Source organism: Dokdonella aquatica (genome assembly GCF_051987395.1).
Classification (GTDB): domain Bacteria; phylum Pseudomonadota; class Gammaproteobacteria; order Xanthomonadales; family Rhodanobacteraceae; genus Dokdonella.
Genome location: NZ_CP197094.1, coordinates 998,111 through 1,025,044, shown reverse-complemented (window position 1 = coordinate 1,025,044; position 26,934 = coordinate 998,111). Strand labels below are relative to the sequence as shown.

Sequence of the window (26,934 nt, the reverse complement as noted above, 5' to 3'; positions counted from 1 at the left end):
TGTTCGCATCGATGCGACGCCGAGAAGACGAAGTCGAAAGAGTGAGCTGGTGGGCCCCGCCCTAGCTGCCGAGTGCCATGGCGTGGCTTTGCCAAGAGCACTCGCGTACAAGATCTTCCTCTTCGTGACGCGATGTCGGCTAACGCTGTCCGGGCCGCTGCTGAAGGGATCGAGTCGCCCGGAGAAGATCGACCCGCGTCTGTCGTAGATCTCGACGTAGTTCCTCAGATCGCACCCTTGCGACTTGCAGCGCCTCGGCGTCCGCTTCACGCGACTTCTGGCTGATGGCGAGCTCGCGTGTGAGATTCCGAACGTCGCGCTGGCTGCCCGTAGTCTGCTGCTGCGCAGCCTTTAGCTGATCTCTATAGCTCGCACTCTGGCTTCGCTCGCGAGCAAGCTTCGCGTTTGCTTGCGACAGACTACTCTCGAGCCTGATTCGCTCCTTCTCCTGCTGCCGCTCACGCTTGCTCGCGACATCAAGACTCTTCGTGGAAGCTCGCAGGTCTCCGTCGAGCCGCGTGTTCGCCGAGCGCAGGCCACGGATCAAGGCGGACTGTTCGTCTATGCTGGACGTGGCACGGGCAATCGCCGCGTCGCGAATCGCGAGTTCGGTCTCCACACGGTGGATCTCCTCGCTAGCTTCCGCCAGACGAGACCTCTCCGTTGCAAGCTCGTCGCGCGATGCCATCAGCTGTTCTTGTGCATCGCTGAGTTCCGTCGCCAGCGAAGCGAGCTGGATATCCTTCTCGGTGACGTGTGCCTGTAATCGAGTCCTTTCGTCACGGCCATCTCTCAGTTCTTTGGCAAGCGCTGTCTTGAGATCTTCCGCTGCCTTTTCGCGGTCCTCATGAACTTGTATAGCCTTCTCGAGTTCGTCTTGGGCTACTACCAATGCTCGAGCGTCCTGTAGCAACTGATCATTACGATCGTTGAACTCGGCTTCGATAGCGGCGCGTGCGTGATCAAGTAGGACTGCAAACGCTTCGTCGTAAGCGGGTGAAGAGATGAGGGAGGTCCCCTTGCGTAGGCGTCGCTCCGCACAGCACTCTCGGATCAGTTGCTTGATCTCGCCCAGCGTGCCCCTCTGGCCAGTGAGCCAGCGCACATGGTGTGGCTCGATATAGATGTCCTCTCCGTCAAGTGCACACATAGCCCAGAGAACCCTGTCCTTGAGCGGTTTGAGCTCCACCGAGGCAGGGCGACGGAGCATGATGCGCTCGAGCTTGGTGGCGAGGTCTTCGTCGTCTAGATGGCTCATCGGGATGCCTCGACGGTACATGTGCGTGGGCTCATGAAATGCCTCGCGATCTCTTCCACGAGCACGCGTTTGGGAAGATCGGTAGCCCTTCGTAGAGCTTTGAGAAGGGCCTTACGCGACAAAGGGGTGGTACCGGTCAAAGCCCACTTTCTGATCGATCTAGAGACTGCTAAGCGGGCTGAGCGCCGCATGGTGCGCATGCGGTTGAGTTCTTTCGTGCGGTGCCTTGAGACGATCAGATCGGAGGCGGTAGGACACCGGTATCTGATCGCCCCCGTCGACACTGAAAGCATCCGACCTAATGCTTTCAGTGACACGGATGTGCGGACATCTCTAGACTCATCAGCATAGATGGTGGCAGCTTGCTCAACACGTGCCGCGTCTATTCGCTGCCTCGGTCGAGGCGCCAGAGGGGACGGAAACACCTCATCGTGGGTTCCGAAAATGGGCAATGGCGATCCAGAGAGATCGCCCCGAAGTAGCGCGATCAAAGGAACCTGCAGACGGTGCGAGAGGCGCAATGCTGAGAGCAGCGTGATCGGCTCATCGGGATCTGCGAACCGGATACAGTCATCCCTCCGGAGGATTCGGTAGAGCTCTTCTTCGCTGTTTCTCGCCCACGCTTCATCAAACAGCGTGCGGACGACACAGGAGATGCCGTCCGCAGGAAACCGGTGGCCCTGGGGCTTGGGCTATGTGCTCGACGAGATTCGTGATGTCCTTGATGGGTGCTTCCGTCGAGAGGTCCGTTGTGTAGACCATGTCGAGTCGGCCGTCGCACTTGACGCAACGTGCCAGGTCTTGGCGGAGGCGATACCCATCCTGCCGGCCGTTACAGTGCGGGCAACGATCGCGGAGTCGCATGGCATGGTCGTAGCAGATGCCGAGCAGGGAGATCTGCCACGCCAGCTGAAAGTAGCTGGGCGTACCAGCTTTCACCTGATCGGCAAAGCAGCCGGGACACCACCGGAGATATTGGCTGTAGGTCTTCATGCCACGATGGAGCGCGTCGCTGATCGCGAGCATCGTCAAGCACTCAAGATCTTGTGCGCGCTCTCGGCCTGCCATTGCCAAGGTCTTCACCAGACCGTCCGTAGTGGCGTTGGGCCGGATGACCGCAGAGATGGGCCCGGCCAGAATGGCGGACGGTGGAAGGCTGCCGCCACCGGCTTCGCATACGTGCTGAATCAGGAGCGCAGTGCTCACGCTGTGCATGTGCGCAAGCCTCATGAGGTAGGACGAGAGTGCTTCGATCCGAGCTGTCCCCACACCTTGAATGGGCAGTGGATACAACGGGCTCATGCTCGACCTCCCAATGGGTGCCGCTTGGACTCGCGCTTGAAGGGCTTCTTCTTTCTTGGACTCGGTGGCTGAGCGCCGTTGGAACCAGATTGATCGACCGGGTTTCCACCACTGCCAGGAGCGGGAAGATCGACCTCGCCGCGAAGCTCGCCGATGAGCTGCTCGCCGCGATCGATCTCGCGCTGGATGGCGTCTTTGAAGCCGAAGGCCATACGCGTTCGGCTTAGAGCTGCGAGCGTGAAAGTCGACTCGTTGGCAGAGAGGGCCGACGCTAACGCCGCTCTCAGCCAGACTGACAGCAGGCCAACGCATCCAAACGTCTGCTCGTGGAGGAACTTCGTCCAAGTCAGCAGAGAAGTCGCGGGTTGATCGAAAGGAAGAAGCTTGCTCCACGCGGCCAAGACGCCTCTGAATGCCTTGCGATCGTGAGCGAGGTCGGCTCGGTAGCGGGGGAACTCGATCGTCACCTGCCTGCCGATCATGTGCGGGGCAAGGCAGAGCATGTCGAGGAGTTCGTAGGAGCCCACGAGCACGAGTACCATGCCTGTCGTGTTCGCAAGGCACTTCAGGGAGTTGAGGACGGCCTCCGCGCGGCCACGTCCGGCGACATACTTGAAGTGCTGGGCCTCGTCGATCACGAAGAACTGGGTCCCCATAGCGGATGTTGCGTGCTCAAAGGCACTGCGCAGCACGCTCTCAGGAGTTCTGTAGATTCGATGGTGCAGCTTGTCGCCTTGCGGATCGTCTGGCGTCGGACTGCCGTAGAAGGGATGCTTGATCGCCTTGCAGGCATCCCACATGAAGGCCTTGGTCGAGAACGCGCCACCACCGGACGTGTTGCCTGCTTCCACGAGCACGTAGGGGATTCGATTCAACCCACGCTCGGCGCTCGGTCCATATATGCGCTCCAGCGCCTCCGCAATCGCGGAGGTCTTTCCCACGCGCGACGGCCCAACCGCGAGGACGACCTCGCCTGGTCGCACGGAAACCATCGCGTTGAACAGCTCATCCACCGCACGGAGGAAGTGAGCGTGCTGAATTCGAACTTCGAGGACCGCTTCGAGCGCGGTTCGGATTTGCTCAGTCATGAGATGGCTCCCATTGCGACATCTGGGGCACCTCGATCTGATCGTCGTCTTCCCACTCGTCGTGCTTGCGGGTGGCACTCGGGCGTGCTCCGCCGAGCTGCAGAAGTCGCGCGTCGCTATCTCTCAATCGTTCTGTGAGGTTCCGGTCCGCATCGTCCTTGGCTTTCTGTCGAACCGCGGCCATCTCGGCGGCCACAAGGCTGTTAGCCACGCGAATTGCGTAGGATCTAGAGCGCTGAACAGGGTGAGTGGAGTCCTTGCACGTGATCCAGTCGTTTTCGACTCTCGCGTACACCGTAGAGCTGTCTTCTGGATCTCGGCGGACCTCGAGTTTTGATCGCCGCAGGTTCGGCGACGCGAGTCTTGGGTGCCAGTAGTGGCTGGCCCCAACGTGAAGCCCCCGTGCAGGATCGAGCTTGATACGCGTGTCGTCGACGGCCGTAGCGATGAGAAAGGTGTCGTCGTAGACCACTGGGATCCCCGAGCTGGGGAAGCGCACCATTCCGTCCGCAAACAATTTGCCAGGGCTGTCCGCATTCCTTGGAGCAACGTTGCTTCGGCCCCAGTCGCAGAAGTTCAGACACTCTTGCAGGAACGTCTCGAGGTCGATCTGCGCGGTGGACGCAGCGCTATGAGAACCAGAGATGGCTCTCGCGCGCACAGGATCCGCTGAGTTGCCTGGTCGTTGAGGTAGCCACAGCGAACTGAACTCGCCATAGAAGCGCTCAGCTTCCGATCCAAATCTTGGGTGAGAGCTCGGGCGGCTCACATGCTTGATGCCATGCGACGCCAGCAGTGCTGCAAAGTATGTGGACTGGAAGTCGCTTCCGCGGTCGACGACGATACCTTCTGGAAGCCGCCCATGGACTCGGGCGCAGCATCGCAGGAGGGTAGCGCATGCGATCCTGCTCGGTGGCCGGAATGAGATCCAGATCGATAGGACTAAGCCTGTGGCGACATCCTTGAGCACGGTCAGCCAAGGCTTCGCGGTGTAAGACCGCGACTCCGTGCGTAGCACCACGAGCTCCAAGTCCACGTTGAAGTGGTCGCACGTCGCGAGCTCGAATGGGCGTTGCGGAACCTGCACGCGTGTCGTCACGTCGGTCGGTGCCGAGGCGGCGTTTGCCATCCGTACACCGCCCCTTCCTGATGCAGTTTCCTTGCTCAGCTCGCGCACTCGCACAGTGAACGTCGGCTTGCTCAACGGCTGTGTCCCGGGGAAGCGCTCTTGGGATGCGACCCTGTAAGCCCTGTAGGTCGACGCAACGGACGGACGCTTGGCGGATGCGTAGTTCGTTCGAATGAACTCCAACGCATGCTCAATCAGGAATGCGGGGCGCTTCCACTGCCGGTTGCCGGAGTTGAATGTGCGTGGTGTCACGGCAAGGAAGCGGGTGCCACCAGTTGCGAGGCACTCGCGTATGGCGCTGTTCAAACGGCGAGCTGTCCGCTTCGGCAAGGTTCCGTCCTGCAGCCGTTGAAGGTTCTCTAGTGCACGCCGGGCTTGCACGAGCGGCGGGCAATGAAGGACCGATGCCGAAGCTGGCGTCTGTGAGTTGCAGTGAGAGGGGTCGTCGAGAAGATCGGGTAGCAATGTAGTCCGGCAGGACGTGACCTCTGTAAGCAACTCACGATCGAGGTCGCAGTGCAGAACGCCTTCGTCGATCAGTTGAAGAAGAGGTTCGTAGCTAGACAGCTTCAACACCTCGGCGATGCTCGCCAGTGTAGAAATGGCCGTCGTGCGGAAGGCTTTGGTGAGGTCCTCGATTCCGAGACGTGGGGCATTTCCGTCCGAATAGGTTCTTACGTGCAGCAACGTTTGAAGGTTGTTGATCCGGATGGAAGGCATGCTCTCCGTCGACACGACGCGATGCGAGAGCCCAATCACACCCAGCGCAAGTTCCGCGGGGCCATCATGGAAATGCTCACCGTCGAAGGTCCAGTCGATCGGACTCCGCTTGACGTTGTCTTCGAGCTTGTCCTGAGGCTTAACCTCGACGACGAACGGTCCATCGACATGTAGCACCAGAAAGTCAGGGTGATGAGGTCGGAGCACGCGCCTGCCGCGACGGTCTTGGCGGAAGACCTCGACCTGCGGAGGCTGCTCGTAGAACGCCACCACCTTGGGGTCGTACTCGCAGAGCACCGCGAAGGCCATCTCGCCGCTCCGACTCTCGGCCACGATGGACGTGCCCATCTTGCGCGAGGGGTACTCCACGACGACCGACGGAAATCCGGTCGTTCCAACGCTTCGGGAGAGCCCCTTTCGGGCCTCCCTCAGGTAGGTCTTGGTCGGGTCACTCAGATGGAGGCGCGACGTGTACGCATCGAAATCTTTCTCGAGAAAAGGCATGTTCTGGCTCCCCCGCGCCGCGATGGGGCGGCACGGAATCGGTTCGTCGGGCAAGCCGAGTTCCTCCCTGAAAGGGCTTGCAAAAAGGAAGGACGGGGGGCAGAATCGAGGCTAGCAGTTCGACAAGCTAGATCTCTTCACCAAACCCCGGTTGGCGCCGGGGTTTGGCGTTTCTGCGCCCAAGAGCTGGCGCTAAGACATTAGAACCTCCCTCGGCTTCTAGGCCGCGGTTGGATATCGACTGTGACGGCTAGGCAACCTAGCCGCTCTCTGATGGTCGGACGCCAGGCGCATAGACACTGGCTTGATCACGCCAACCACTGGCGCACCTGACCCGTGCGAGACCTTCTTCGGCGCTGTGATGGCACCTGCCAGGCCCAAAAAGCCTAGCGCGGCGGGTCCGGCACGCCCATCGTAGACCTACACCCGAAGCGCATGGCAGGGTGTATTTCTCTGCAACCGTTCGGTGCTTAACAAGATCCACACGGTATCTCATCCGTAAGTTGACCCATCGGACATCGCGCCATGTCGACGTCGGAGGCTTCAAATGAGGTGTCACAGTCGTGGGCTCGACATGACGCAGAGGTGAGCGCATGTCGCAGCATGACCTGCTTCGGCGTGCTTGCGGCACACTACGGCACAGCTTCACCGGTCAAGCTCGAGCAGCTCATCGACGAGCGATCGGCTTACTCGACGAAGAACGGCGAGGTGGCGTGGTCTGGGAAGTACAGGCGTTGGAGGGACGGTAAAGCCTTGGCGAGTGACAAAACGGCTCGACACGTACTCATCAAGTCGCAAGGTGCCGTGGATCTCAGGTGGTGGAGAGATCTGCCACTCTGGTCGCTACTTATAGCAAACCCGCCTAGCTACATGTTCGAACCGTGGTGGGCAAATCACCTCAATCGATTGGACACAGGGTTACGCCTTAGTAAGTGGGCAGGTATGACTAATCAGCAAGTCAGGCCGTCCCCAGGATCGCGCGCAATCGGGGCTTTGCAAGCGGCACTCTACGTTGCGCGCGACTCCATAATAAAAGGCAGTTCGAGAGGCCATGGCGTAGCAAAAGATGTTGTACGTGGGATATTTCCCGCGGTAATCATCCTTAATCCACAATTTTCTCGCTCGTGGAAAGTGCTTGTAGAATGCAGCGATCGTATTATAGCTCCGGGAGAACTTGCCGACCACATATGCGATACCTTAGGTAGCTCATTACGCGATCGTTATAACTATCACGACAGTGAACTTGGAGAAAGTAAAAAAGGGCTCTCAATAAAAATTGATGAAGCAATCCGGACCTTGCGAGAGAAGCCGGCATCGGACTCTGAAGCATTAGACTGGTTCATCGGCGGCAGGTAGTGCTACGGTGCAATGCCCAGCGCACGTCGTGTCGCGACAGGGTGCTGAGAAAATCTCAACATGGTTAGATAAATGACCGTGAGCGGAAATCTTCTCGGATTTCGTTAGGAAGAGTTACCTCGGTAGCATCGGCCGTTATAAGCAGTAGGCCACATAAAAACCGCTCGTCGTCCTTCGCAGGCAATAGAGCGTCCTTAATCGATGGAACCGAAAGCCGCGGATAGGGCAGCCTAAAAGTTTCAGAAGCTATAATTCGCGTCCAAGCCTTTCGCTGCCAAGCAGCAATCATTCTAACTAATTCGCGCTTCATGCCGGATTGTTGTGCTTGCTGAAGCGAACGGATTCCTGAAACGCAATATTGTTTAGGGGTTGGAAAACTTCCGGCTTTGAAAAATGACAGGTCACCTATTAATTGGGCTTCGAACGAGGAATTTACGGTCGACTCCCCAATGAACGAGAGAGCGGTAGAGCTTGCTATATCTGGCCCGAATCTCGTAGTAGCCACTTGTCGCATAACTGAGAGAAGATCCGATGACAGCTTGGTGGCACAGCATATGGCAAAAGCTAGAATAGAATCGTTAATAAAGAGCGCAGACTCTTTACCCGACGGGGGAGATAATAGGTCTGGAATGACCACCGTCTCGGGATTAAAAGCATTGAGCTGCATTGCTGAGCTTCTAAGAGAGGGGAGAGTAGCGACACCGCATTCTACGAAGTCCCACATGCGATCTATGAATCGTTCGCAGTCTAGGTCTTGGATACTACGCATAAGCAAAGCGGATCTAAGCATTAGCTCCATCGGCAGAATTGACTCACCGCCCATTTTACTCCTCAATGCATTGACGTAACCAATGTCCGATCGGGATGTCACGTCGAGTTGAGCGAGCATATACCATGCAATATTGACTGCGCCTAGTGGGCGGCTCATAAAGCTAGCGTCCGGCTCAGGATTGCTGCAGCAGCCGGGTTTGACGGTAATGGGTTCTCCGTCTATGTCACAAGCAACGTCCTCAATTCGCGAGTTAAGCCATAGGATGACATGTCGTACGACATGGTGGCAGTATGCAGCGCGCAGTGATGACTGCGGTGGGAAGGCCTCAAGCTCTCGCAGCGCCGCACCTATCCCCATCAGCGCATCTTGAGAGCGGCCATTCTCTAGGGCAGCAACTGCGGTGTCGGCACCTAGGCCAATCGCCATGATTCGCATGTCGTCGACGGTCGATCTCAGTGCGGCTGTCTGAGCACTTTGAAACCAAGTTTCCGCTTGATTCCAGTCTCCCGTCGAGGCCGCGCTGATCGCAGCCTCTCGCAGGGCGAAGGCCCGTTCGATGAAGTTATCTTGACCGACTACATCGGCGATGGCGCGCAAAATAGATAGCGCACGTACATGGTCCTTCGCGCGCCAGAAGATTTTGGCTCGAGCCCGGGAGACTAGGATATCCGGGCCATGCTCGCTCTCCGCCTCGTCTAGCGCACGAAGCGCTCTGTCTTGGTCGTTACCGTACTCGTCGAGCATGACGGCCCTTGCTATCCAGCACTGCAGCGTTAGTCTGCGGACCTTCCAGGACGCTGATGTAGTCGCCATTCGGCGATAGCGATCTGCGGCATCGCTATAGTCGAGCGCTTTCCGGTGCTCGGCGAGCCACGGACCGTTTACAAATGCGGAGTAATCCGGCGCCGAGGATCTAATTAGGCTGAGATAGGCATCTCGATCCGCTGCAGAGATGCCGTTGAGCTGATCAAAGACTCTTTCGAGTGAGGCGACTTCTTGTAAATCGGCACTGCCGATCGCGAAGAGGGCCGGAATCATGCCCTCTTCTGAAAAGAGAAGATTCCCGGAGTCAGAATGCATCTCCCTCGCAACTGTACTAGTGCCTATGAATGACTCGAACCGCTGTAATAGCGCTAGCCAGTTATTCAAATAATTCGCTATCCCAAGAGTTCCAAGAACGGTGCAGAAACCCAACACTTGGACTACATCGCGCGAAGTCCCCGCTGGCTGAGCTTCGATCTCAACGTTCAGCGCATCAACGCATTTTGAAATACTCTTATAATCCTTTGCGACAGCAAGTATCTTGAATTGCGCTATTCGCATCATGGTCGAAATGCTGAGGTCTTCTGGGTAGATGGGCCTTTCAGTAGCAAGTAGACGAACAACGGAAAAATTACAAGCAAGATATTCTATTACGGAACTCTCTGACGCCAAAAGATTCGCTGCAATGCTGCCGAGTATTTGCGTATTCTTGCCTATCATTGCGTGCATGACGATCTTATCGATGTCGCTGACATCGACTACCTGACGTGACATTAAGTGCTCCGCGATCTCGTGGTGAAGCTGGACCTGAGCCGTTCGCGCGATCATCTTCTGACCAATTTGCGCAGCTAAAGGAGAAATGCGGTATCGATCACGCCCCATCGTCTCGAGCCACGGACCGATGAGGGCGTCAAGGTTCTCGCCTGGCGATGGCAATGACGGCTGTATGCCGGCGAGACGAAGCACGCAATCTCGATCGAAGCTACCTATTATGACGCTCGCGCGATAGAGAAGGTTACGCGCTCCTTCAGGAAGGGCGGTTGCTATCGTACGTCGTGCAGCATCACGTTCTAGGTTTACATCATTGGTAGAGAAACCTTCCATAACAACATCGGACATTTCCGATCGCAGCCACCCGCGGGCAGCCATTCCCGCAACGAAAGCGTGTACGAGCTGGGGGTGGCCTGCCGCGCCGGTGGCATAAGCCAGCTTTCCCCACGCGTTCGGGTCACCATCGTACAAGGCAACGAGCTGTGAGGCTTCGTCCTCACTAAAATACGGGCAAATCTCTTCGCAAGCTGTATCCAAGCCGACAGCAGTAAGTGACTTTGTAGCGGGTGAGTTATAGGAGGTTACGATGATCGCTATGTCACGCCGTGCTGTAGCGCTAAATACTTGCGTTAGTGCCAATGCGAGAGTGGGATCGTTGAAACAGTTGAGGTCCTCGAGGACTATCGCTTTAGCATGCAATCCGCCTAGATACGAAAGGATAGTAGAGAGGCGCTTAGCGGCCTCCTCACTGTTGATATTGCGAAAATCCGCCATCACAAACTGCCACCCGAGCTTGTCCGCGACGGCTCTCGCTAATTGAGTTTTACCTACGCCGCTTGCGCCGGTAATGAAGCAGACTCCGGAAGTTCGCAGCTTCGCCTCGATCCTTGCTTCTGTCACACAGCGGGAAAGCTGACGTGAGGCTTTCACTAGCAACTCACTTTTTGCTAGCCAGATCGGAGATCCCATAGTTATCGCAATATCTGATTGGCGATTTCCTTGAACTTGGCTGTTGATTGCAGTAGATGCTTCGCTCAGCGTATGAAAGAAGGGTCTAGGTATCGATATGAATGTATATTCATGAATGGTTCTGATTAAGTCAGATCTTGTTAGCTTGCGGCCGCTAGGCGTCTTACCGATACTCGTCTCGAGTACGCGATAAAGAAGATGATCAGCAATCTTTGGAACATCCGGGTAAGGGACTTTGAACTGATCCCAGCAGATCGTCGTCAGTCTAGAGTTGAACTCTATTCTTAATGTCGTGAGATCTGGATTACCGCAGTTCCAATGAATATTTTGGAGTAGATCAGTTCGTATAGCATCGTCTGTTCTATGCTCCACGAACTCCTTTACCGTCAGAGAGTACTTGTCAGTCTGGAGGATCCTTCGAATTGGGGCTACATCTGCCGAAAGTGCCGCCTTGCGCCAATACGACAACCCCGGTTCATGGAGATTTAGGTCAGCCGCGTTCTTCTCCAATCCGACCATTGAGGTGGTGAAGTACTCGAGTCTAATATTTTTACCGGGGTTATCATTAATTAGTGCAACGTAGTTTGCTATTGCTTCTCGAATGTTGCTCGTATTGAGAGTCACACTTCCCGACATAACCGTGTCCTTCACTTGGACAGCGTTTATGGCGTTCTTGGCTACAATGGCATAGTCCTCAGCCACCTCTAGGAAGATCGCTGAGTGATCTCCGAGATCTAACCAAGCAAGCGCTGCTGCTGTGACTTGGTACACGTATCCACGCAACGCGTCGACCGCTTGCCTAGCTTCGTCAGCCTTAGGGACTAGTCCTTCACTGCCAGCTGAGAAAATTGGTTCAGTACTCATGCCTGATTAAACTTGGGCCATGACATTAATAATATTCTGCCGTTGTTAAGGTCCTTCTGCAATGCCTACAGGGAAAAGGTGGATGGCGCCTCTGTTCCCTTTCGTGTTGGCTTGGATGCTTGTTTCAGACATCACATCCGGGATGTGGCAGCGCGCATAGGCTTGAGCGTCGAATGGATGTATACATGCTTGGTCGGGCATCGTAGGTCTCCGCTGGTACACAGGTCAGTGTTAGCGCACGCTCGGCGTGCTACCGCGTCTGATCGAGCCGTGCAGACTCGGCCAAAGCTCCTACCTCGAGTTGTTTAACGAAAGGCTGCGCTACGAGGGCCTCTACGTGGATCGATTCACGCATACGCTGCACGCCCGTACGGTGATCGAAGTGTGGCGGCGCGGGTTCAACGAGAAGGGACCCAAGAAGACACTTGACTCGGTGCGTTGGCCACGCATATGCAAGGCGGCTCGCGGCGGGACCCGCTCGCGTCAGACCCGGACTCTAGGCCCGGCCGCTACTCAACATGGGGGCGTCGGGCTATGGAGCGAGATTGTGCGGAGCATGACCGCCTATCTACAGGGCTTCTCGAGCGAGCGCCTAGAGGTCTCGCGCGCTTGTCCGCACAATGAAGGAGGGGTGTTCACGAAGAGGATCGAATGCGTCGGGTGACGGAGCGGACGCGTCCGCCTTGGACATGAAGCCTTCAATCAACGCATACGGCACCCGGCATCCGTCGCCCCTAGCGATGGCGCGGGCAGCGTGCGCGAGATCCGGCCCCGGATCTCCCAGCGCCAAGGCACATCCGATGCTACGCGCAGCTGCTTCTTGGATGACGACGCTGCTATCCTGAATCGAGGCAGCCAACGCCGGGCGCAGCCGTCGAAGATCTTGCTCTCCGATAGTCGCGAGCGCCACGCCTCGTTCTGTACGGCTGCCGCTGAGCCAAGTGGCCACAACTGACTCTCTTTCGTGCTCGGTGGTCAACGCCAACTGCAACCGTAGCCTCGCTGAGGGAGCGCCATGGGTGAAATAGGTTGTGTCTAGCCTACTCTCTAGCGCAGGCAAGCAGGATCGCAAGCGTGCCCTCTGCTCGATCGTGAGTACGTCGGCATGCTTCGCAAATGCACGAACTAAGTTCAGTTTGTGATCGTGTGCGACAGCAGGCTCCCCAACCAATTCTAGAAGTGGATCCCATCGACCGTGTTCAGGCCAGCGAAGACCCAGTTGAAAGAGAAGCGCAGCAGCGTCCTGCCCGCCAAAAGCATACGAGCGTCGGCGAGCATTTCGAATGATCTCCGAAACGCTCTCTTCCAGGTGCGCGGCAGTTCCTGGTGCAGCATCCTCGAGCAGTAGGTCGCTCAGGATGAGGCAGGCCGTCGCGGTGAGGTCTCCAACAGACGACGCGGATCGCAGCGCGACGAGCGACTCAGCGTGCCCAGCCCGGGCTAACGCGTGTAGGAGCCAGTTTCGAACATCGCGGTCCGAGTTGCGCTGCGCCTTACAATGGAGTGCTCCTATCAGATCCGCGCCCAGCGCGTCGGCACCAAGACGAGATGCAAGCACGGCGTAGCTGTAAGAAGCTGTTGTCTGAGCATCGTCCATGTGCATGAGAAGCTCTGCCGCGCGAGCGCGCTGTCGCTGCTCCAAGCGCTCCCACGAGCGCGTGAGGACTGTTATGGCTGCTCCGACAACCGGGAAGCCCTTGCCCAATGCGCGGACACTTTGTTCGAGCACGGCCGGACTGCGTAGTGTCGCCAAGCACCATTCGATATGACGCCGGAAATCGTCGTCGTTCAGCACGTCGCAGGATTCGGTCACGAGCGTAAACGTCGCCTTGGCGGACGTGCGCCCGAGATGGTCGAGTGCACAACGTGAACCCGCGTCACGTAGACCCAGCGATGGACCGATGGCCCATGTAAACCGCGCGCAGGCGCGGAGGCGCGGCTCGTCGCCGGAGCGGCGTAGCCTGTCTAGGGCGTTCGCGACGTTGGGGGGATCGCGAGACGCTACGGCAGTCCGCAAACCATACCTTGCAGCCTTGCTGGCTACCGAGCGCCACGACTCTTGGTCTGCAGACCACGACGTGTTGAGCAGCAACGAGTCGAAATGTTGCTTGGCGCGGTCTTCCTCTGTGAAGCCCTGTGGCTCTCCACCGACCCAGTTATCGAAGTCGTCGTCGAACGCGTGGCCGAAAGCCCAGCCCAGCACTTGCATTCTCCACCAAGACGGCGCGGTGTCGTTGGCGTTGATGACCTCTTCGAGGTTCCCATGGAGGAATGTGGCGGCGACGAAGACAATAGTTGAAGCCACTCCCGCAAGCAGGGAGGCGGTAGGGTCGTCCGTGTCTGCCTGCAAGCTGATGAGCGCATTCGCCGCGTCGCGTTGCGCTTCTAAGGTATGGCCGACTTCCATGCGAAGCCTTGCCCGGTGCAGCAACAGCCAAGCGTGGTCGACCGGACCTGCCTCATCGGCATCGATGGCCTGGCTCGTCAGAGCGATGCCCTCGTCCCATTGTTCTCTCTCAAACAGCGTAGCCGCGACGACAGCGAGAGCCACGCAGCGGGAACTGAGATTCGGCGCGACGGCAATAAGATCGGTCAGGGGTTCGAGCAGGCCCTCGTCCAGCAGCTGCTTAAGGGCGTGCGCAAAACGCCAGCGCCAATCCGAGGGGAGGACCCCTTCTTTTGCCACAAGGTTCTTTGGGAACTTCCGCTCAAGCCGTTCGAGTTGCCAGCCTCGCCTACTGGCGATGAGCGCGATGGTCTCTTCTGGCTCTGGTTCGCGGGTGACGGACGCATTGCCGTGCAGCGCGACCAAGCGTGGCGTGAGCACTGCATAGCGCAGGCGGCGCGCAGGTGGCGCGCGGTTCGCAGATGCATGAAAAACCGCACGTTCCAAGGAAGAAGCCGCTCTCTGCTTGCAGGACACCTGAAACAACATGTTCTGATGTTCACTGTCTACTGTTTGCGAGGCCGGAATTAGAATCTTGACGCCTTTGCCGGTGCTTTCGCAGCGCTCTGCAGTGACGTGTTCCCAGTATGAGATTCGTGTTTCCATGTCGTGCAAAACAATCAAATGCGGCAGCGCGTGCGTGACCCAATCGTCAAAGTGATCGGCCGTTGGCTCGTAGAACCACCAACCCTGCAACTCGCCATCTTCACCGTATGCCGGCGCTTCGAAGAATGTGAGACCGGCTTTCACTTGTGCCCCGACCAGTAGCCCCGATTCGAAGCGGCGGCTGTCCCTCGCTTGGATGATGAGATCGGTACCGAGGTCGTGCGAAGAATTCGGCACCGGCCCCCACCCGATGCGCTCAAAGTCAGCCATCACCTCGGAAAGTCCGGCTTTTGCAGTGGGATCGTTCTTAGGAGCTCTCATTTCCTGCTATCCAGCGGCCATCCGTAGTAGTCTGACGAGATGCTGCCTCATCGAACATAGGTCGTTAGCTGTGACCTGGGTCGAATCGCGTGGCCGATGGGTTGATGAATTCCCTAGCGTCCCCGCCTGTGAGTAGCAGGCATAATTGAAGCCTTCCCTACTTGCGCGGCGACTATGAACGCGTAACGGCAGTGCGCGAAGCGGCCAAACTATGCTTTCCATGGGCGGCCAACTTATGGTTACCCGCACAGGCCTTGTGCGGGAAAGCATAAGTTGGCCGCTTCGGCCAAACTATGATTGTCAGGAAAGCATAGTTTGGCCGCGCACTCCGTTTTCGATTGGCTTGTCGGCGTGACTTGCGTGATCGCAAGATTCTGATCGCCATGACTTTTCCACTTTTGCGCCGAGCTGCGAGGGTCGATGGAGTCAAGCGACTAGCGTCAAGGCGTTCAGCGCGTACGCGCCAATTCAGCCGTGTTGACCGGCCAATGGAAAGCATCGTTTGGCCGCATGTCCCCTGATCCCAGCCCTTCGGAGTAACTGCCATGCCCATCCCGTTGAATAAGCTCTCCGCCAAAGAGCTCGCCGAGCTCCGCACCCAGCTTGAGCAGCGCCAGGTCGAGTTGCAGAAGCAGACACTCGATGTGCTTCGCGAGAAGGTCTTCGCGCTGATCGAGAAGGAAGGCCTGACGATCGACGAGGTGCTGGGCTCCAGGACGAAAGGACGTCAAGCGGCTCGCAAGACGAAAGCTCAGGTCCCAAAGAAGTACCGCAATCCGAAACCACCCTATCAGGAGTGGAGCGGGCGCGGGCGTCAGCCGGTATGGTTTGCTGACGCCATTGCTTCCGGAACGAAAGAGCGAGCCCTTCTCATCTAGAGATGCGGCTCGTCGGAAGGACGTGCAGCCGCCCATCACACAAATCGGCTTCAGTCGCGACCTCCCTCGCATCCGCACGCATGGCGCCAATGGACTGGGTAGGACTTGTAGCCAATCAGGTGATGAGTTCCGCCGTAGGGTAGCGAGCTCCCAGCCTTTGCGGATGCTGGCTTGGGTCTTACGGCGATGCGCGCTGTAGGGCCGCTTCTCGTTGTAGAACTGCCGCCATCACTCGATCAGCACTTTCGCTTCCGCGGGGCTGCGGAGCCATTCGTGGTTGAGCAGTTCTTCGCGCAGCTGGCCTTTGAAGCTCTCGACGAAACCGTTCTCTCAAGGACTGCTGGGCGCGAAAGGCGCTGGACCCCTGACTGCGTTGCGCATCCAGCGTACGACCTTCGCAGGCGCCGTGCTTGTAGGGGTAAGGCGGATGCGACATTCGCTATCTGAAGCCGCGCTTCCGTGATGCGACGGAATCAGGGGAGCACTAGTCGTTAGATTCAAAGCGCATGCGGATCAGTCCGAGCGCCGGTAGCCGCTCCGCAAGAGTGACAAGAAGCTTTCGCGCGTCACCTCGAGCCGACTGATGAGGATCGTCAGCCGCTCCATCTGCCTGTCGGCATCCTTGGGGCCCTCGGCGCAGGCGTCGAAGATGGCCCAGGCTTTCGCGTGCGCAGCCATCAGGTGGCCTCCCACGCCCGTCACCCCAAGCAAGTCCTTGTAGTTCTCGATCTCCTTGGGAGGCAGGATGATGACTGCATCGGTCGTCAGGCTGTGAGGCGGCCCCAGCGAGTAGAAGAAGTCCTGCTGCCTCTTCGTGCCAGAGATCTTCAGATCGTCTCGGAGTTTCGTAAGTCGGTCCAGCCACGCATTGACGACACGGGACAGAACCGCATGCGCATCGGCATCCACGATCCTCTGACGCTTGTTGGAGTCGAGGTGGCGAAGTGCGTTCGCCACCAGCCACGTGCCGAAGCGCCAAGATGCCGACCAGAACCAATCCATTCGCGACAGCCTTGTTCAGCACTTCGGTTTACAGCATACGCCTCCCCATGGAGGGCACGGCAGATCGCGCCTGCAGGCGCGGAAAGCCAGTGTCGACTCACGAGATCAGGGGCAAGTTCATGTTGGGCATGCCGCCCAGCTCGCGAGATCATCGTGCCATTAGGACCACTTCGACTACGCGGCTGAGGAGTGCCTCGAGCATCGGCGTGCGAGCGCCCTGCCGCAGGGGGCGCCGACACCCGAGGCGCTGCGGAGGTTATCGAAGCTCATGTCACGGCGGCAATCGCTAGGGGAAGCGTCAGCTGCACGATCGTAGCCCCGACTCTAGCTTGCCGCCCGGATCGGCAAGCTCATCAGCTCGCGCTCGCAGCGAGGTGCACGACGTGATCTCTCAGCCTGTCACCGCAAAGCGCTGCAAGTGGCTTCCAGGGTGTCGTCAAGCGAAGGCGCCGCTATCGGTGCCTGCATGCTCTTCGGCACGCAGATCGTGGGGAGGCCAGAGAAATAGATGAACTCGTGGCCATCTTCGTCCAAGACAGTGGCTCCATGCTCGAGTTCGACAGTGCCGTGGCCAGCTTCGTGCACGGCCTCCAAGCCCTGAGGCCGCACCTTGTGGCACTGAACGAGCTTCGCGATGCGAAGTTGCGACAGACGCGAAGAAGGGGGCGCGATATCTAGATGTCCCGGCCTGCGCGAGTAGTGCGCGTGTGCCCCTACATGAAGACTTCGCCGAGATCCGGCGCGCGCAAGGGCTGCGGGAGGCTACGTGTCCACCCTATGACGTCGATGGCGGGTATCGATCGATGACCGACCTCTGTAAAGGTTCCTCCGTTCGTTCGTATCCGGAATTGTGCCCAGACGAACTCCTCGACGTGCAGCTCCACCCACACCCACTCACCTTCGTTCGGTCGAGACAACATGGGGACGCCTGCTTCAGTACGGACGATCGATGAGGTCACTCTGTGCAGCGATTGGAAAGGCGGGAAGCGTCCTCCCCGTCCCTCGGTTCGTACCTGATCAGTCAGGTACTACGGACTTCAGTTGCCGCCGTTACGCTGCTGATCGGCGTTCTTGCCGGGCGTCGGCTGAGGGTCGCTCTTGGGCGTGCCCGTGCCGTTGTCCTTCGGATCCTGCTGCTTCGGATCCTGCGGCTGGCCCTGGCCAGACTGATTTTGATTTCCCATGACGATCTCCGTGGATGCCGACGACTTGTCGGTCAACGACTATCGCGCCCCGGCGTGTGAACCCGGGGTAAGGGGTGCCCCTGCCTTGGAATAGAATAGGCTCTCCACCATGGGGCCGAGCGATGAGCGAAGGGTTGAACGGGGAGCCCGTCAGGCGCGAGGGCGATGTCGATGGCGCCCGATGGCAGGCAGACGGAGTGAAGATCTCCGACGGTAGGCTCGAGGTGACGAGCATCCAGTTGTGGCACGGCCCGTCAGCTACACCGATTCGTCTGTCCGATGGTCGCGTGACCTACGCTTCCGTCGAAGAGCTCGACCAGACGGTGGCCGAGATGGTGAAAGACTTCATCCGCAACATGCGGTTCTGATCTGGGCGATTTGCCGTAGGAACTCTCCTACGCTCGCCGCAGCGATCGCCTCACGACGTCGCACGCGCGCCGCTGCAGGCTACTTGAGCACCCCCGAAGTCAGCGCATCGCCCCCCGTGGGAACGGGAAGCTATCGTCGGCCCAACATCACATCCATGAAGCGAAGGCTTTGAGCGTTGAGATCGAGCGGAAATTTCTTGTGGTCGGTGATGCCTGGCGTGCGATCGAGGGCACGCCGATGCATCAGGCCTACCTGTCGCTGGACGAGCAGCGAAGTGTTCGCGGTACCCCGGCACCTACACGTGCAAGGAGATCGACATGGGGATGGCAGTACGAAGATTGGAAGGCGGGCTGATTGCAAGTGCGGCCGGGCAGGACGAGTTCGCGCTCGAGCCGATCAGCGAGCAGACGTTTTCACACGCATCATCCGGAATCTTCATCCAGTTCAACAACGTCGTCGATGGGGCAGTGCCCGGATTCTCATTGTTTCAAGGCGCTGGCGAGCTAGGCTTCGTCCGTGATGACGGCGTTCAACCACGCTGATAAGGACACTTCGAAGAACTCCCGCCCTTAGGAGCGTGATAAACCAGGCATGGCCCTGCGGTGATTGGCTCGACACGTCATGCCGAGAGGAGGACGAGTCCTTCACGCATCGGACCGGACAGTTCCTCGACATTCTCCAGAACCATGATGCTGTTGAGCATCGCCAAGGCCGGCTCGTTCCACACAACCTCCAAACGTTCGGCGCACACCATGACGCATGGTCCGAGACCTTGAGTCCGCACGCAGTGCGCAGACTCGGCGCGCAAGGCAGACGACAGCGTCTCGAACGTCGACCTATCAGGCATGACCGCACTAAGCCACATCGCGCTTCTCCTCGTGAGCTCAGACGATCGCACTTCACCCCACACCTGAGGCTGAAGGACGACGGCCCTGCGGGGGCGGGACCGCATGCCGTAATGAGCAGCAGTCTCGGCGTTCACAGCGATACCTTCAGGTGCATGCAAAGCGCGCACAGTTCGTTCGACGAGACGTTTTCCACATCCATGCGTTGTCGCATTCGCTGCGATCAGCGCCACACGGACAGCGTGCCTGAATGGCACCAGCGTCGGTCATGTGGAAGCGGGCTCATGTTCATCCGAGGAGTGGCCTACTCGCTGCACCCCGGAGGCCACCATGGCTTCCACGGACTCTAAGGATCACCCCCATGAAGCTCACTCTTATCGGCCTCGCCTTGGCGAGCGCCAGCGCTGTCGGCTTGGCCATTGCCGCCGATCCGCCCGCGCAGGATGCGAAGACCACGAAGCACGCCGCCGAAAAGGGCGTGACGGCTCTCGATCAGCAGAATAACCAGGCGGACATCGATCTCGCCGCAGCCGTTCGATCGGCGATCGTCGACGACGAATCACTCTCGACCTCCGCGAAGAACGTGACGATGGTGGCTGCAGGCGGTCACGTGACGCTGCGCGGCACCGTCGCTTCGGCGGACGACAAGGCGCGCGTCGAAAGCATCGTCAGCCGCGTGGCGGGCGTGAAGCGCGTGACCAACCAGATCGCCCTCGATACGCCCTGATTCAACCCTTCGATTCGCAGGAGATCCACATGAAAGCTTCCGTGTACTGCACTGCCCGCACCGTCGACCAAGCCGAGCTCATCATCGCCGACCTCAAGGCGTCCGGCTTCACGAGCAATGACATCTCGGCGCTTCTGCCGGACAAGCGCACGACCAAGGACTTCGCGCATGAGCACAACACCAAGGCGCCTGAAGGCGCGACGGCCGGTGGTGCTGCGGGCCTCGGCGTCGGAGCGGCGTTGGGCTGGCTTGCCGGCATCGGTGCGCTTGCCATTCCGGGCGTCGGCCCGCTGATCGCTGCCGGCCCGATCATGGCCGCGCTGGCGGGCGGCGCTGTCGGTGGCGCCGCGGGCGGCGTGATTGGCGCACTCGTGGGTATGGGTATCCCCGAGTTCGAAGCCAAGCGCTACGAGGAGAAGGTCCGTAGCGGAAACATCCTGCTGTCGGTCCACACCGAGGACGGCAAGCAGCGTGACGTCGCGAAGGACATCTTCAAGCGCCACAACGCCGACGACATTTCGACGGGCTCGGAAGCCAGCGCTCCCAAGGCCTGATCCCGACCCAATGACCTTGTGCGCCTAGTTCGCACCACGCCTGGAGTACCGCCATGAACGAAGATCGCATCAAGGGCAAGTGGAAGCAGCTTTCCGGCACGATCAAGGAGAAGTGGGGCAAGCTGACCGACGACGATCTCAAGGTTGCCGAAGGCAACCGCGAGTACCTCGCCGGCAAGATCCAGGAGCGCTACGGCTACGCCAAGGATGAGGCGGAGAAGCACGTGCGCGACTTCGAAGGCACGCTGTAAGCCGATGCGAAGGGGCTGCTACTGCAGCCCCTTCGCACGTTCGCATTCCACCAAGCGCAGTTACCGAACGAGGACGCTCACATGAAGATCCGCGACATCATGACCAAAGACGCGCATGTCATCGACGTGGCTGAGGACATCCGTGCCGCCGCTCGCATGATGCGTGACGCTGACATCGGTTCCCTTCCAGTGCGAAGCGGCCAGAAGCTTGTCGGCATGCTGACCGATCGGGACATCGTCATCCGTGCGGTCGCGGACGGGAAGACCGACGGCACGGTCGATCGGTTCATGTCGGCCGACGTGAAGTTCTGCTACGACGACGAGGACGCGGAGGCAGTGGCGCGCACCATGGCGAGTCTCGAGGTCAGGAGGCTTCCCGTGCTCGATCGAAAGGAGCGATTGGTAGGCATGGTGTCGCTCGCCAACCTGACCCAGACCCGCGATGGAGAAGCGAAGCGCGAGTTCCTCGAGTCTATCGCCACGCCTCATTGACTAGGGCGCACGTCCGATTCATGCCCGTTGCTCAGCTGTTCGGTGGAGTTGCTGGGGCCCTATGGTGAAGCCAAGTCAGCCCAGACTGGTACGGCCACGCTCGACACCCGTGCATTGCGGCGACGGGTGCAAAGCATTCGCGAGGCGCGTCGCGCACACTGCGTTTGATCGGTCTCGGTGAGCAGGCATATGCCAGCGCTCGTGATCACCGGAACCGCTGACCGCCATGCCGAGCATGCCGCGCACGTCTGCATCGGCGTCGCGCGAGCTCCCTGTGCATCGTGCTCCGCTCAGCAGCCGCGATTCGTTCGCGGTAGTCGGTCGTCGGCTAGGTACCGTGCGTGCGGCGTGACCCTCGACTCGGCCGTCGTCCAGCCGCTGATCCTGCATTGCGTCGCCCGCAGCGGTTACGCCACAGCCGCCGCTCTGACGCGCTTCGCCATCACAGCCTGGGCCACGCGCGAGCGGGAGGGCTGCCCGAGTACGCCGCAGATGAAATCGCCGGCGTCGGCGAGCGCGTCGAGATCGATGCCGGTCTCGATGCCGAGGCCGTCGAGCAGGTAGACGAGGTCTTCGCTCGCGACGTTGCCGGCGGCGCCGTCCGCGTAGGGGCAGCCGCCGAGGCCGGCGACCGAGCTGTCGAAGCAGCGCAGGCCCATCTGCAGCGAGGCGTAGATGTTGCCGAGGGCCTGGGCGTAGGTGTCGTGGAAGTGGCCAGCGAGTCGCGTGGCCGGCACCGAGGCCAACACGGCCTCGAGCATGCGCTTGGTCTTCTCGGGTGTGCCGACGCCGATCGTGTCGCCGAGCGACACCTCGTGGCAGCCCATGTCGTGCAACCGCGCCGCGGCGTCCGCCACCGCCGCGGGCGGCACCTCGCCCTGGTAGGGGCAGCCGAGCACGCAGGACACGTAGCCGCGTACCGGAATGCCTGCGGACTGTGCCGCGCGCATGACGTCCTCGAAGCGCCGCAGGCTTTCGGCGATCGAGCAGTTGATGTTCTTCTGCGAGAACGCTTCCGACGCTGCACCGAACACCGCGACTTCTTCCGCGCCGGCGGCGAGCGCGGCTTCGAATCCCTTGAGGTTCGGTGTCAGCGCCGAGTAGCGCACCGCGCCGGCCCTCGGCAGCGCGTGCATCACCTCGACATGGTCGGCCATCTGCGGCACCCACTTCGGCGAGACGAAGGCGGTCGCTTCGATGTGGGTCAGTCCGGTTGCGGCGAGCCGTTCGATCAACGCGAGCTTGACCGCAGCCGGCACGATCGCGGCTTCGTTCTGCAGGCCGTCGCGCGGGCCGACCTCGACGATGCGCACCTTCTGCCCGGCGAACGGCGAGTTCATGCGGCAGCCTCGAAATCGACGAGGGTCGCACCGTCGGCGACCTGGTCGCCGACCTGGTAGTGGAAGCCCTTCACGACGCCTTTCGCCGGCGCGCGCACGGTGTACTCCATCTTCATCGCTTCCATGACCAGCAACGGCGCATCCTTGTCCACGGTCACGCCGGGCTCGGCCAGCAGCGCGATGATCCTTCCCGGCATGGCGGCGACGAGTCCGCCTTGCGGGTGGTCGTCCTCGCCGGCATGTGCAAGTCGATCGATCACGTCGAGCGCGTAGTGGGCGTTGCCGTCGAACACGTGCATGCGCTCGCCGAACGGAATCGCGACGTAGCTCGCGGTGCGGTCGCCGATGCGGCAGCGGATGCCATGCTCGTCGTCGGACTCGACCTGCACGGCCACGCCATCGATGAGCCAGCCCTTGCCCCGGCGTGTCACGGTGACGCGGCGCTCCTGTTCGCCGTAACGGAACTCGAGCGGCCGCTCGAGCGCGCCGTTGAGTCGCCAGCCATCGGTGGCCGACCACGGCGAGCGTGGATCGGTGGAAGCGTTCGCATCCGCGATCAGTCGATTCGCGTCGCTGGTGACGATACGCAGCGCGGCGGCGATGAACACGGCATCGGGCACCGTCGCGGGCGGCTTGAGCAGACGCTCGCTCTCGCGCGCGATGAGGCCCGTGTCGACCTCGCCGGCGCGGAACACGGGATGGTCGATCAGGCGTGCGAGGAAGCCGAGGTTGTTGCCGACGCCGACGATGCGGAACGAGCGGAGCGCGAGCAAAAGACGTTCGATCGCACGCTCGCGCGTGTCGTCGTGCACGATGAGCTTGGCGATCATCGGATCGTAGTACGGGCTGATCGCGTCGCCTTGTTCCACGCCGGTGTCGATGCGCAGCGCGGACGATTCCACGGGCGGGGAGAAATGCACCAGTGTGCCGATCGACGGCAGGAAGTCCTTCTCGGGCTCCTCGGCGTAGACGCGCACCTCGATCGAGTGGCCGCGAAGGGGCACCTCGTCCTGGGTGAGCGGAAGGCGCTCGCCCGAGGCGATGCGGAGCTGCCACTCGACGAGGTCGAGGCCGGTGATCATCTCGGTGACGGGATGTTCGACCTGCAGGCGCGTGTTCATTTCCATGAAGTAGAACGAACCGTCGGCATCGACGATGAACTCGACCGTTCCGGCGCCGACGTAGCCGACCGCGCGTGCGGCATCGCAGGCCGCCTTGCCCATGGCCACGCGTCGCGCGGGATCCATGCCCGGCGCGGGGGCTTCCTCGACGACCTTCTGGTGGCGGCGCTGCGCCGAGCAGTCGCGTTCGTTGAGGTGGATGACCTCGCCGTGCGTATCGCCGAACACCTGGATCTCGATGTGGCGCGGGCTCGTCAGGTACTTCTCGATCAGCACGTGCTGGTCGCCGAACGAGGCACTCGCTTCGCGCTGGCAACTCGCGAGCGCGGCGTCGAAGTCTGCATCGCGCTCGACCACACGCATGCCTTTGCCGCCACCGCCCGCGGCGGCCTTGATCAGCACCGGATAACCGATGCCCTCGGCCTGCGCGCGCAGGAACGCGGGCGACTGCTCGTCGCCGTGGTAGCCCGGCACCAGCGGCACGCCGGCCTTCTCCATGAGCGACTTGGCGGCGGACTTCGATCCCATCGCGCGGATCGCCGCGACGGGCGGGCCGATGAAGACGATGCCCGCGGCCGCGCAGGCTTCGGCGAAGGCTTCGTTCTCCGAGAGGAAGCCGTAGCCGGGATGGATCGCCTGCGCGCCCGCGGCGCGTGCGGCTTCGATGATGCGGTCGGCGCGCAGGTAACTCTCGCGCGAAGCGGCCGGGCCGATGCAGAACGCTTCGTCCGCGAGGCGCACGTGGCGCGCCTTGGCATCGGCCTCGGAGTACACGGCCACGCTGTGAATGCCGAGGCGCCGGCAGCTGCGGATGATCCGGCAGGCGATTTCGCCGCGATTGGCGATGAGGATCCGGGTGAACATGGTCAGGGTGTTCCTTCGGTGGTCCAGGCGGGCTTGCGCTTGTCGAAGAACGCGGCGATGCCTTCGCGTGCATCGGCGCTCGCGCGCGCGATGGCAATGCGTCGACAGGTGTCGTCGATCAGCTGCGGCGACAGCGGCTGGTTCATCAGCGCGGCGACCAGTTGCTTGCACGCGTGCAGCGCGTCCGGCGATCCCGCCAGCAAGGCCTGCGCGATCGAGGCGACGCGCGCATCGAGCTCGTCGGCCGTGCACAGCTCGTGGACGAGGTTGAGCCGCAAGGCTTCGCGCGCATCGATGCGCTCGCCGCTCAGGAAGTAGCGCTGTGCCGCGCGCGCGCCGATCGCGCGGATGACGTAGGGGCCGATCGTCGCCGGCACGAGGCCGAGACGCACTTCGGTGGTACCGAAACTCGCGTGCTCGCTCGCGACGGCGATGTCGCAGGCGGCGACGAGGCCGGTGCCGCCGGCGAGCGCGGCACCGTGCACGCGTGCGATGGTCGGCTTCGACAGCTCGGCCAGGGTCCGCAGCATCTCGGCGAGACGGCCCGCATCGGCCAGGTTCTCGGCCTCGCTGAAGCCGGCCATGCGCCGCATCCATGCGAGGTCGCCGCCTGCGCAGAAACTCTTGCCGCGCCCGGCGAGGACGACCACGCGCACGCGGTCGTCGTCCTCGAGTGCGCGCAGGCCGTCGGTGATCGCGCCGATCAGGTGCTCGTCGAAGGCGTTGTGCACGGTCGGACGGTCCAGCCACAGCGTGGCGACGGGACCGGCGTGTTCGATCTGGATCAGGGTGTCGTTCATCGCAACCTCACATGCGGAACACGCCGAAGCGCGTCGGCGGAATCGGGGCATTGAGCGAAGCCGAGAGGCCCAGTGCGAGCACGCGGCGCGTCTGCGCCGGATCGACCACGCCGTCATCCCACAGGCGCGCGCTGGCGTAGTAGGGATGGCTTTGCGCCTCGAACTGTTCGCGCGTGGGCGCCTTGAACGCTTCCTCTTCCTCCGCGCTCCAGGCGACGCCCTTCGCTTCGAGTCCGTCGCGTCGCACGGTGGCCAGCACGTTCGCGGCCTGTTCGCCGCCCATGACGGAGATGCGCGAGTTCGGCCAGGTCCACAGGAAGCGCGGCGAGTAGGCGCGTCCGCACATGCCGTAGTTGCCGGCGCCGTACGAGCCGCCGATCAGCACCGTGAACTTCGGCACCTGCACGGTCGACACCGCCGTGACCATCTTCGCGCCGTCCTTGGCGATGCCGCCGTTCTCGTACTTGCGGCCGACCATGAAGCCGGTGATGTTCTGCAGGAACACCAGCGGGATGCCGCGTTGCCCGCACAGCTGGATGAAGTGCGCGCCCTTCTGCGCGCTCTCGCCGAACAGGATGCCGTTGTTGGCGACGATGCCGACCGGATGGCCGTCGATGTGGGCGAAACCGGTGACCAGCGTGGTGCCGTAGCGTGCCTTGAACTCGTCGAGGCGCGAACCATCGACCATGCGCGCGATCACCTCGCGCACGTCGTAGGGCTTCCTCGGGTCCGCAGGAATCACGCCGTACAGCTCTTCGGGGTCGTACAGCGGCGCCTCGGGCGTGCGCATGTCGAGCCCGATCTGCTTGCGGATGTTCAGCTGGGCGACGCAGCGGCGTACGAGCGCGAGCGCGTGATGGTCGTTCTCGGCGAGGTGGTCGGCCACGCCGGAGATCCGCGTGTGCACGTCGGCACCGCCGAGATCCTCGGCATTGACGACTTCGCCGGTCGCGGCCTTCACGAGTGGCGGACCGCCGAGGAAGATCGTGCCCTGGTTCCGGACGATGACCGTCTCGTCCGACATCGCCGGCACGTAGGCACCGCCGGCCGTGCACGAGCCCATCACGCAGGCGATCTGCGGAATGCCGAGCGCGGAGAGGTTGGCCTGGTTGTAGAAGATGCGGCCGAAGTGCTCCTTGTCGGGGAACACCTCGTCCTGCATCGGCAGGAACGCGCCGCCGGAGTCGACGAGGTAGACGCACGGCAGGCGGTTCTGCAGCGCGACTTCCTGTGCGCGCAGGTGCTTCTTGACCGTCATCGGGTAGTAGGTGCCACCCTTGACCGTCGCGTCGTTCGCGACGATGACGCACTCGCGTCCCTCGATGCTGCCGACACCGGCGACCACGCCCGCGCTCGGCACCTCACCACCGTACATGCCGTGTGCGGCCAGCGGCGACAGCTCGAGGAACGGCGTGCCCGGATCGAGCAAGGTGTCGATGCGGTCGCGGGCCAGCAGCTTGCCGCGTGCGATGTGCTTGGCGCGCGCGGCCTCGCTGCCGCCGAGGGATACGCTGCGCGTCGACTCGCGCAACTGGTCGACCTGCGCACGCAGCGCGGCGGCATTGGCGCGGAACTCGTCGGAATCGGTGCGCAGCTTGCTGCGGATCGTGGACATGATGGGCTACCGTTCGGGTTCACG

The 26,934-nt window shown here is 60.9% G+C and carries 20 protein-coding genes and 1 pseudogene; 8 read left to right on the top strand and 13 right to left on the bottom strand.

Features of this window, described 5'->3' with window-relative positions:
• Positions 1 to 139 precede the first annotated feature (139 nt).
• The 5 genes from ACQQ2N_RS04510 to ACQQ2N_RS04490 form a co-directional block, all read right to left on the bottom strand.
• Entirely contained in the window at positions 140 to 1,258 is a 1,119-nt protein-coding gene (locus tag ACQQ2N_RS04510) for a hypothetical protein (protein ID WP_440224487.1), read from the bottom strand.
• A gap of 627 nt (positions 1,259 to 1,885) precedes the next feature.
• The gene (locus ACQQ2N_RS04505) at positions 1,886 to 2,560 is read right to left on the bottom strand and encodes a TniQ family protein (protein WP_440224486.1); all 675 of its coding nucleotides are present in this window, start codon (positions 2,558 to 2,560) and stop codon (positions 1,886 to 1,888) included.
• Complete coding sequence (locus tag ACQQ2N_RS04500; RefSeq protein WP_440224485.1) at positions 2,557 to 3,648, bottom strand: AAA family ATPase; 1,092 nt, start codon at positions 3,646 to 3,648, stop codon at positions 2,557 to 2,559. Before ACQQ2N_RS04500 ends, ACQQ2N_RS04505 begins: the two co-directional genes overlap by 4 nt.
• Positions 3,641 to 6,001, bottom strand: a complete 2,361-nt coding sequence (locus ACQQ2N_RS04495) for a DDE-type integrase/transposase/recombinase (protein WP_440224484.1) — start codon at positions 5,999 to 6,001, stop codon at positions 3,641 to 3,643. The genes ACQQ2N_RS04500 and ACQQ2N_RS04495 overlap by 8 nt, the downstream gene beginning before the upstream one ends.
• A 1,420-nt stretch (positions 6,002 to 7,421) precedes the next feature.
• Entirely contained in the window at positions 7,422 to 11,495 is a 4,074-nt protein-coding gene (locus ACQQ2N_RS04490; protein ID WP_440224483.1) for an AAA family ATPase, read from the bottom strand.
• 247 nt (positions 11,496 to 11,742) lie between these two features.
• Between ACQQ2N_RS04490 and ACQQ2N_RS04485 the strand changes: the two genes are divergently transcribed.
• Positions 11,743 to 12,159, top strand: a complete 417-nt coding sequence (locus ACQQ2N_RS04485; RefSeq protein WP_440224482.1) for an integrase core domain-containing protein — start codon at positions 11,743 to 11,745, stop codon at positions 12,157 to 12,159.
• Here ACQQ2N_RS04485 and ACQQ2N_RS04480 read toward each other — a convergent pair.
• Complete coding sequence (locus ACQQ2N_RS04480; protein WP_440224481.1) at positions 12,088 to 14,868, bottom strand: DUF4365 domain-containing protein; 2,781 nt, start codon at positions 14,866 to 14,868, stop codon at positions 12,088 to 12,090. The two genes, ACQQ2N_RS04485 and ACQQ2N_RS04480, sit on opposite strands and share 72 nt — an antisense overlap.
• A gap of 545 nt (positions 14,869 to 15,413) precedes the next feature.
• On the opposite strand from ACQQ2N_RS04480, the gene ACQQ2N_RS04475 reads away from it, so the two are divergent.
• On the top strand, positions 15,414 to 15,746 hold the full coding sequence (locus ACQQ2N_RS04475) for an H-NS histone family protein (protein ID WP_440224480.1): 333 nt from the start codon (positions 15,414 to 15,416) through the stop codon (positions 15,744 to 15,746).
• A gap of 150 nt (positions 15,747 to 15,896) precedes the next feature.
• On the opposite strand, the pseudogene ACQQ2N_RS04470 reads toward ACQQ2N_RS04475, so the two are convergent.
• The 3 genes and pseudogenes from ACQQ2N_RS04470 to ACQQ2N_RS04460 all read right to left on the bottom strand — a co-directional run.
• Positions 15,897 to 16,145 (bottom strand): annotated as a pseudogene (locus ACQQ2N_RS04470) (integrase core domain-containing protein); the annotation flags it as partial.
• Between the two features lie 114 nt (positions 16,146 to 16,259).
• Positions 16,260 to 16,748, bottom strand: a complete 489-nt coding sequence (locus ACQQ2N_RS04465; RefSeq protein WP_440224479.1) for a hypothetical protein — start codon at positions 16,746 to 16,748, stop codon at positions 16,260 to 16,262.
• Between the two features lie 1,037 nt (positions 16,749 to 17,785).
• Complete coding sequence (locus ACQQ2N_RS04460) at positions 17,786 to 17,968, bottom strand: hypothetical protein (protein ID WP_440224478.1); 183 nt, start codon at positions 17,966 to 17,968, stop codon at positions 17,786 to 17,788.
• A gap of 161 nt (positions 17,969 to 18,129) precedes the next feature.
• Here ACQQ2N_RS04460 and ACQQ2N_RS04455 point away from each other — a divergent pair, with 161 nt between their 5' ends.
• The 6 genes from ACQQ2N_RS04455 to ACQQ2N_RS04430 all read left to right on the top strand — a co-directional run bounded on the left by ACQQ2N_RS04455 (position 18,130) and on the right by ACQQ2N_RS04430 (position 21,170).
• Positions 18,130 to 18,300, top strand: a complete 171-nt coding sequence (locus ACQQ2N_RS04455; RefSeq protein WP_440224477.1) for a hypothetical protein — start codon at positions 18,130 to 18,132, stop codon at positions 18,298 to 18,300.
• 318 nt (positions 18,301 to 18,618) lie between these two features.
• On the top strand, positions 18,619 to 18,843 hold the full coding sequence (locus ACQQ2N_RS04450) for a hypothetical protein (protein WP_440224476.1): 225 nt from the start codon (positions 18,619 to 18,621) through the stop codon (positions 18,841 to 18,843).
• A gap of 664 nt (positions 18,844 to 19,507) precedes the next feature.
• The gene (locus tag ACQQ2N_RS04445; RefSeq protein WP_440224475.1) at positions 19,508 to 19,873 is read left to right on the top strand and encodes a BON domain-containing protein; all 366 of its coding nucleotides are present in this window, start codon (positions 19,508 to 19,510) and stop codon (positions 19,871 to 19,873) included.
• A gap of 29 nt (positions 19,874 to 19,902) precedes the next feature.
• Positions 19,903 to 20,427, top strand: a complete 525-nt coding sequence (locus ACQQ2N_RS04440; protein ID WP_440224474.1) for a hypothetical protein — start codon at positions 19,903 to 19,905, stop codon at positions 20,425 to 20,427.
• 53 nt (positions 20,428 to 20,480) lie between these two features.
• Positions 20,481 to 20,678, top strand: coding sequence for a CsbD family protein (locus tag ACQQ2N_RS04435; RefSeq protein ID WP_440222832.1), 198 nt, complete (start codon positions 20,481 to 20,483; stop codon positions 20,676 to 20,678).
• Between the two features lie 81 nt (positions 20,679 to 20,759).
• Positions 20,760 to 21,170, top strand: coding sequence for a CBS domain-containing protein (locus tag ACQQ2N_RS04430; RefSeq protein ID WP_440224473.1), 411 nt, complete (start codon positions 20,760 to 20,762; stop codon positions 21,168 to 21,170).
• 407 nt (positions 21,171 to 21,577) lie between these two features.
• Here the strand turns inward: ACQQ2N_RS04430 and ACQQ2N_RS04425 are convergent, their stop codons facing one another.
• Genes ACQQ2N_RS04425 through ACQQ2N_RS04410 form a run of 4 tightly spaced genes read right to left on the bottom strand, consistent with a single transcriptional unit; the run spans position 21,578 to position 26,910 of the window.
• The gene (locus tag ACQQ2N_RS04425; RefSeq protein ID WP_440224472.1) at positions 21,578 to 22,510 is read right to left on the bottom strand and encodes a hydroxymethylglutaryl-CoA lyase; all 933 of its coding nucleotides are present in this window, start codon (positions 22,508 to 22,510) and stop codon (positions 21,578 to 21,580) included.
• Entirely contained in the window at positions 22,507 to 24,495 is a 1,989-nt protein-coding gene (locus ACQQ2N_RS04420; RefSeq protein ID WP_440224471.1) for an acetyl/propionyl/methylcrotonyl-CoA carboxylase subunit alpha, read from the bottom strand. The genes ACQQ2N_RS04425 and ACQQ2N_RS04420 overlap by 4 nt, the downstream gene beginning before the upstream one ends.
• Before the next feature lie 2 nt (positions 24,496 to 24,497).
• Positions 24,498 to 25,295 (bottom strand): enoyl-CoA hydratase/isomerase family protein, encoded by a 798-nt coding sequence (locus ACQQ2N_RS04415; RefSeq protein ID WP_440224470.1) that lies wholly within the window; start codon positions 25,293 to 25,295, stop codon positions 24,498 to 24,500.
• Between the two features lie 7 nt (positions 25,296 to 25,302).
• Positions 25,303 to 26,910, bottom strand: coding sequence for a carboxyl transferase domain-containing protein (locus ACQQ2N_RS04410; RefSeq protein WP_440224469.1), 1,608 nt, complete (start codon positions 26,908 to 26,910; stop codon positions 25,303 to 25,305).
• Positions 26,911 to 26,934 lie beyond the last annotated feature (24 nt).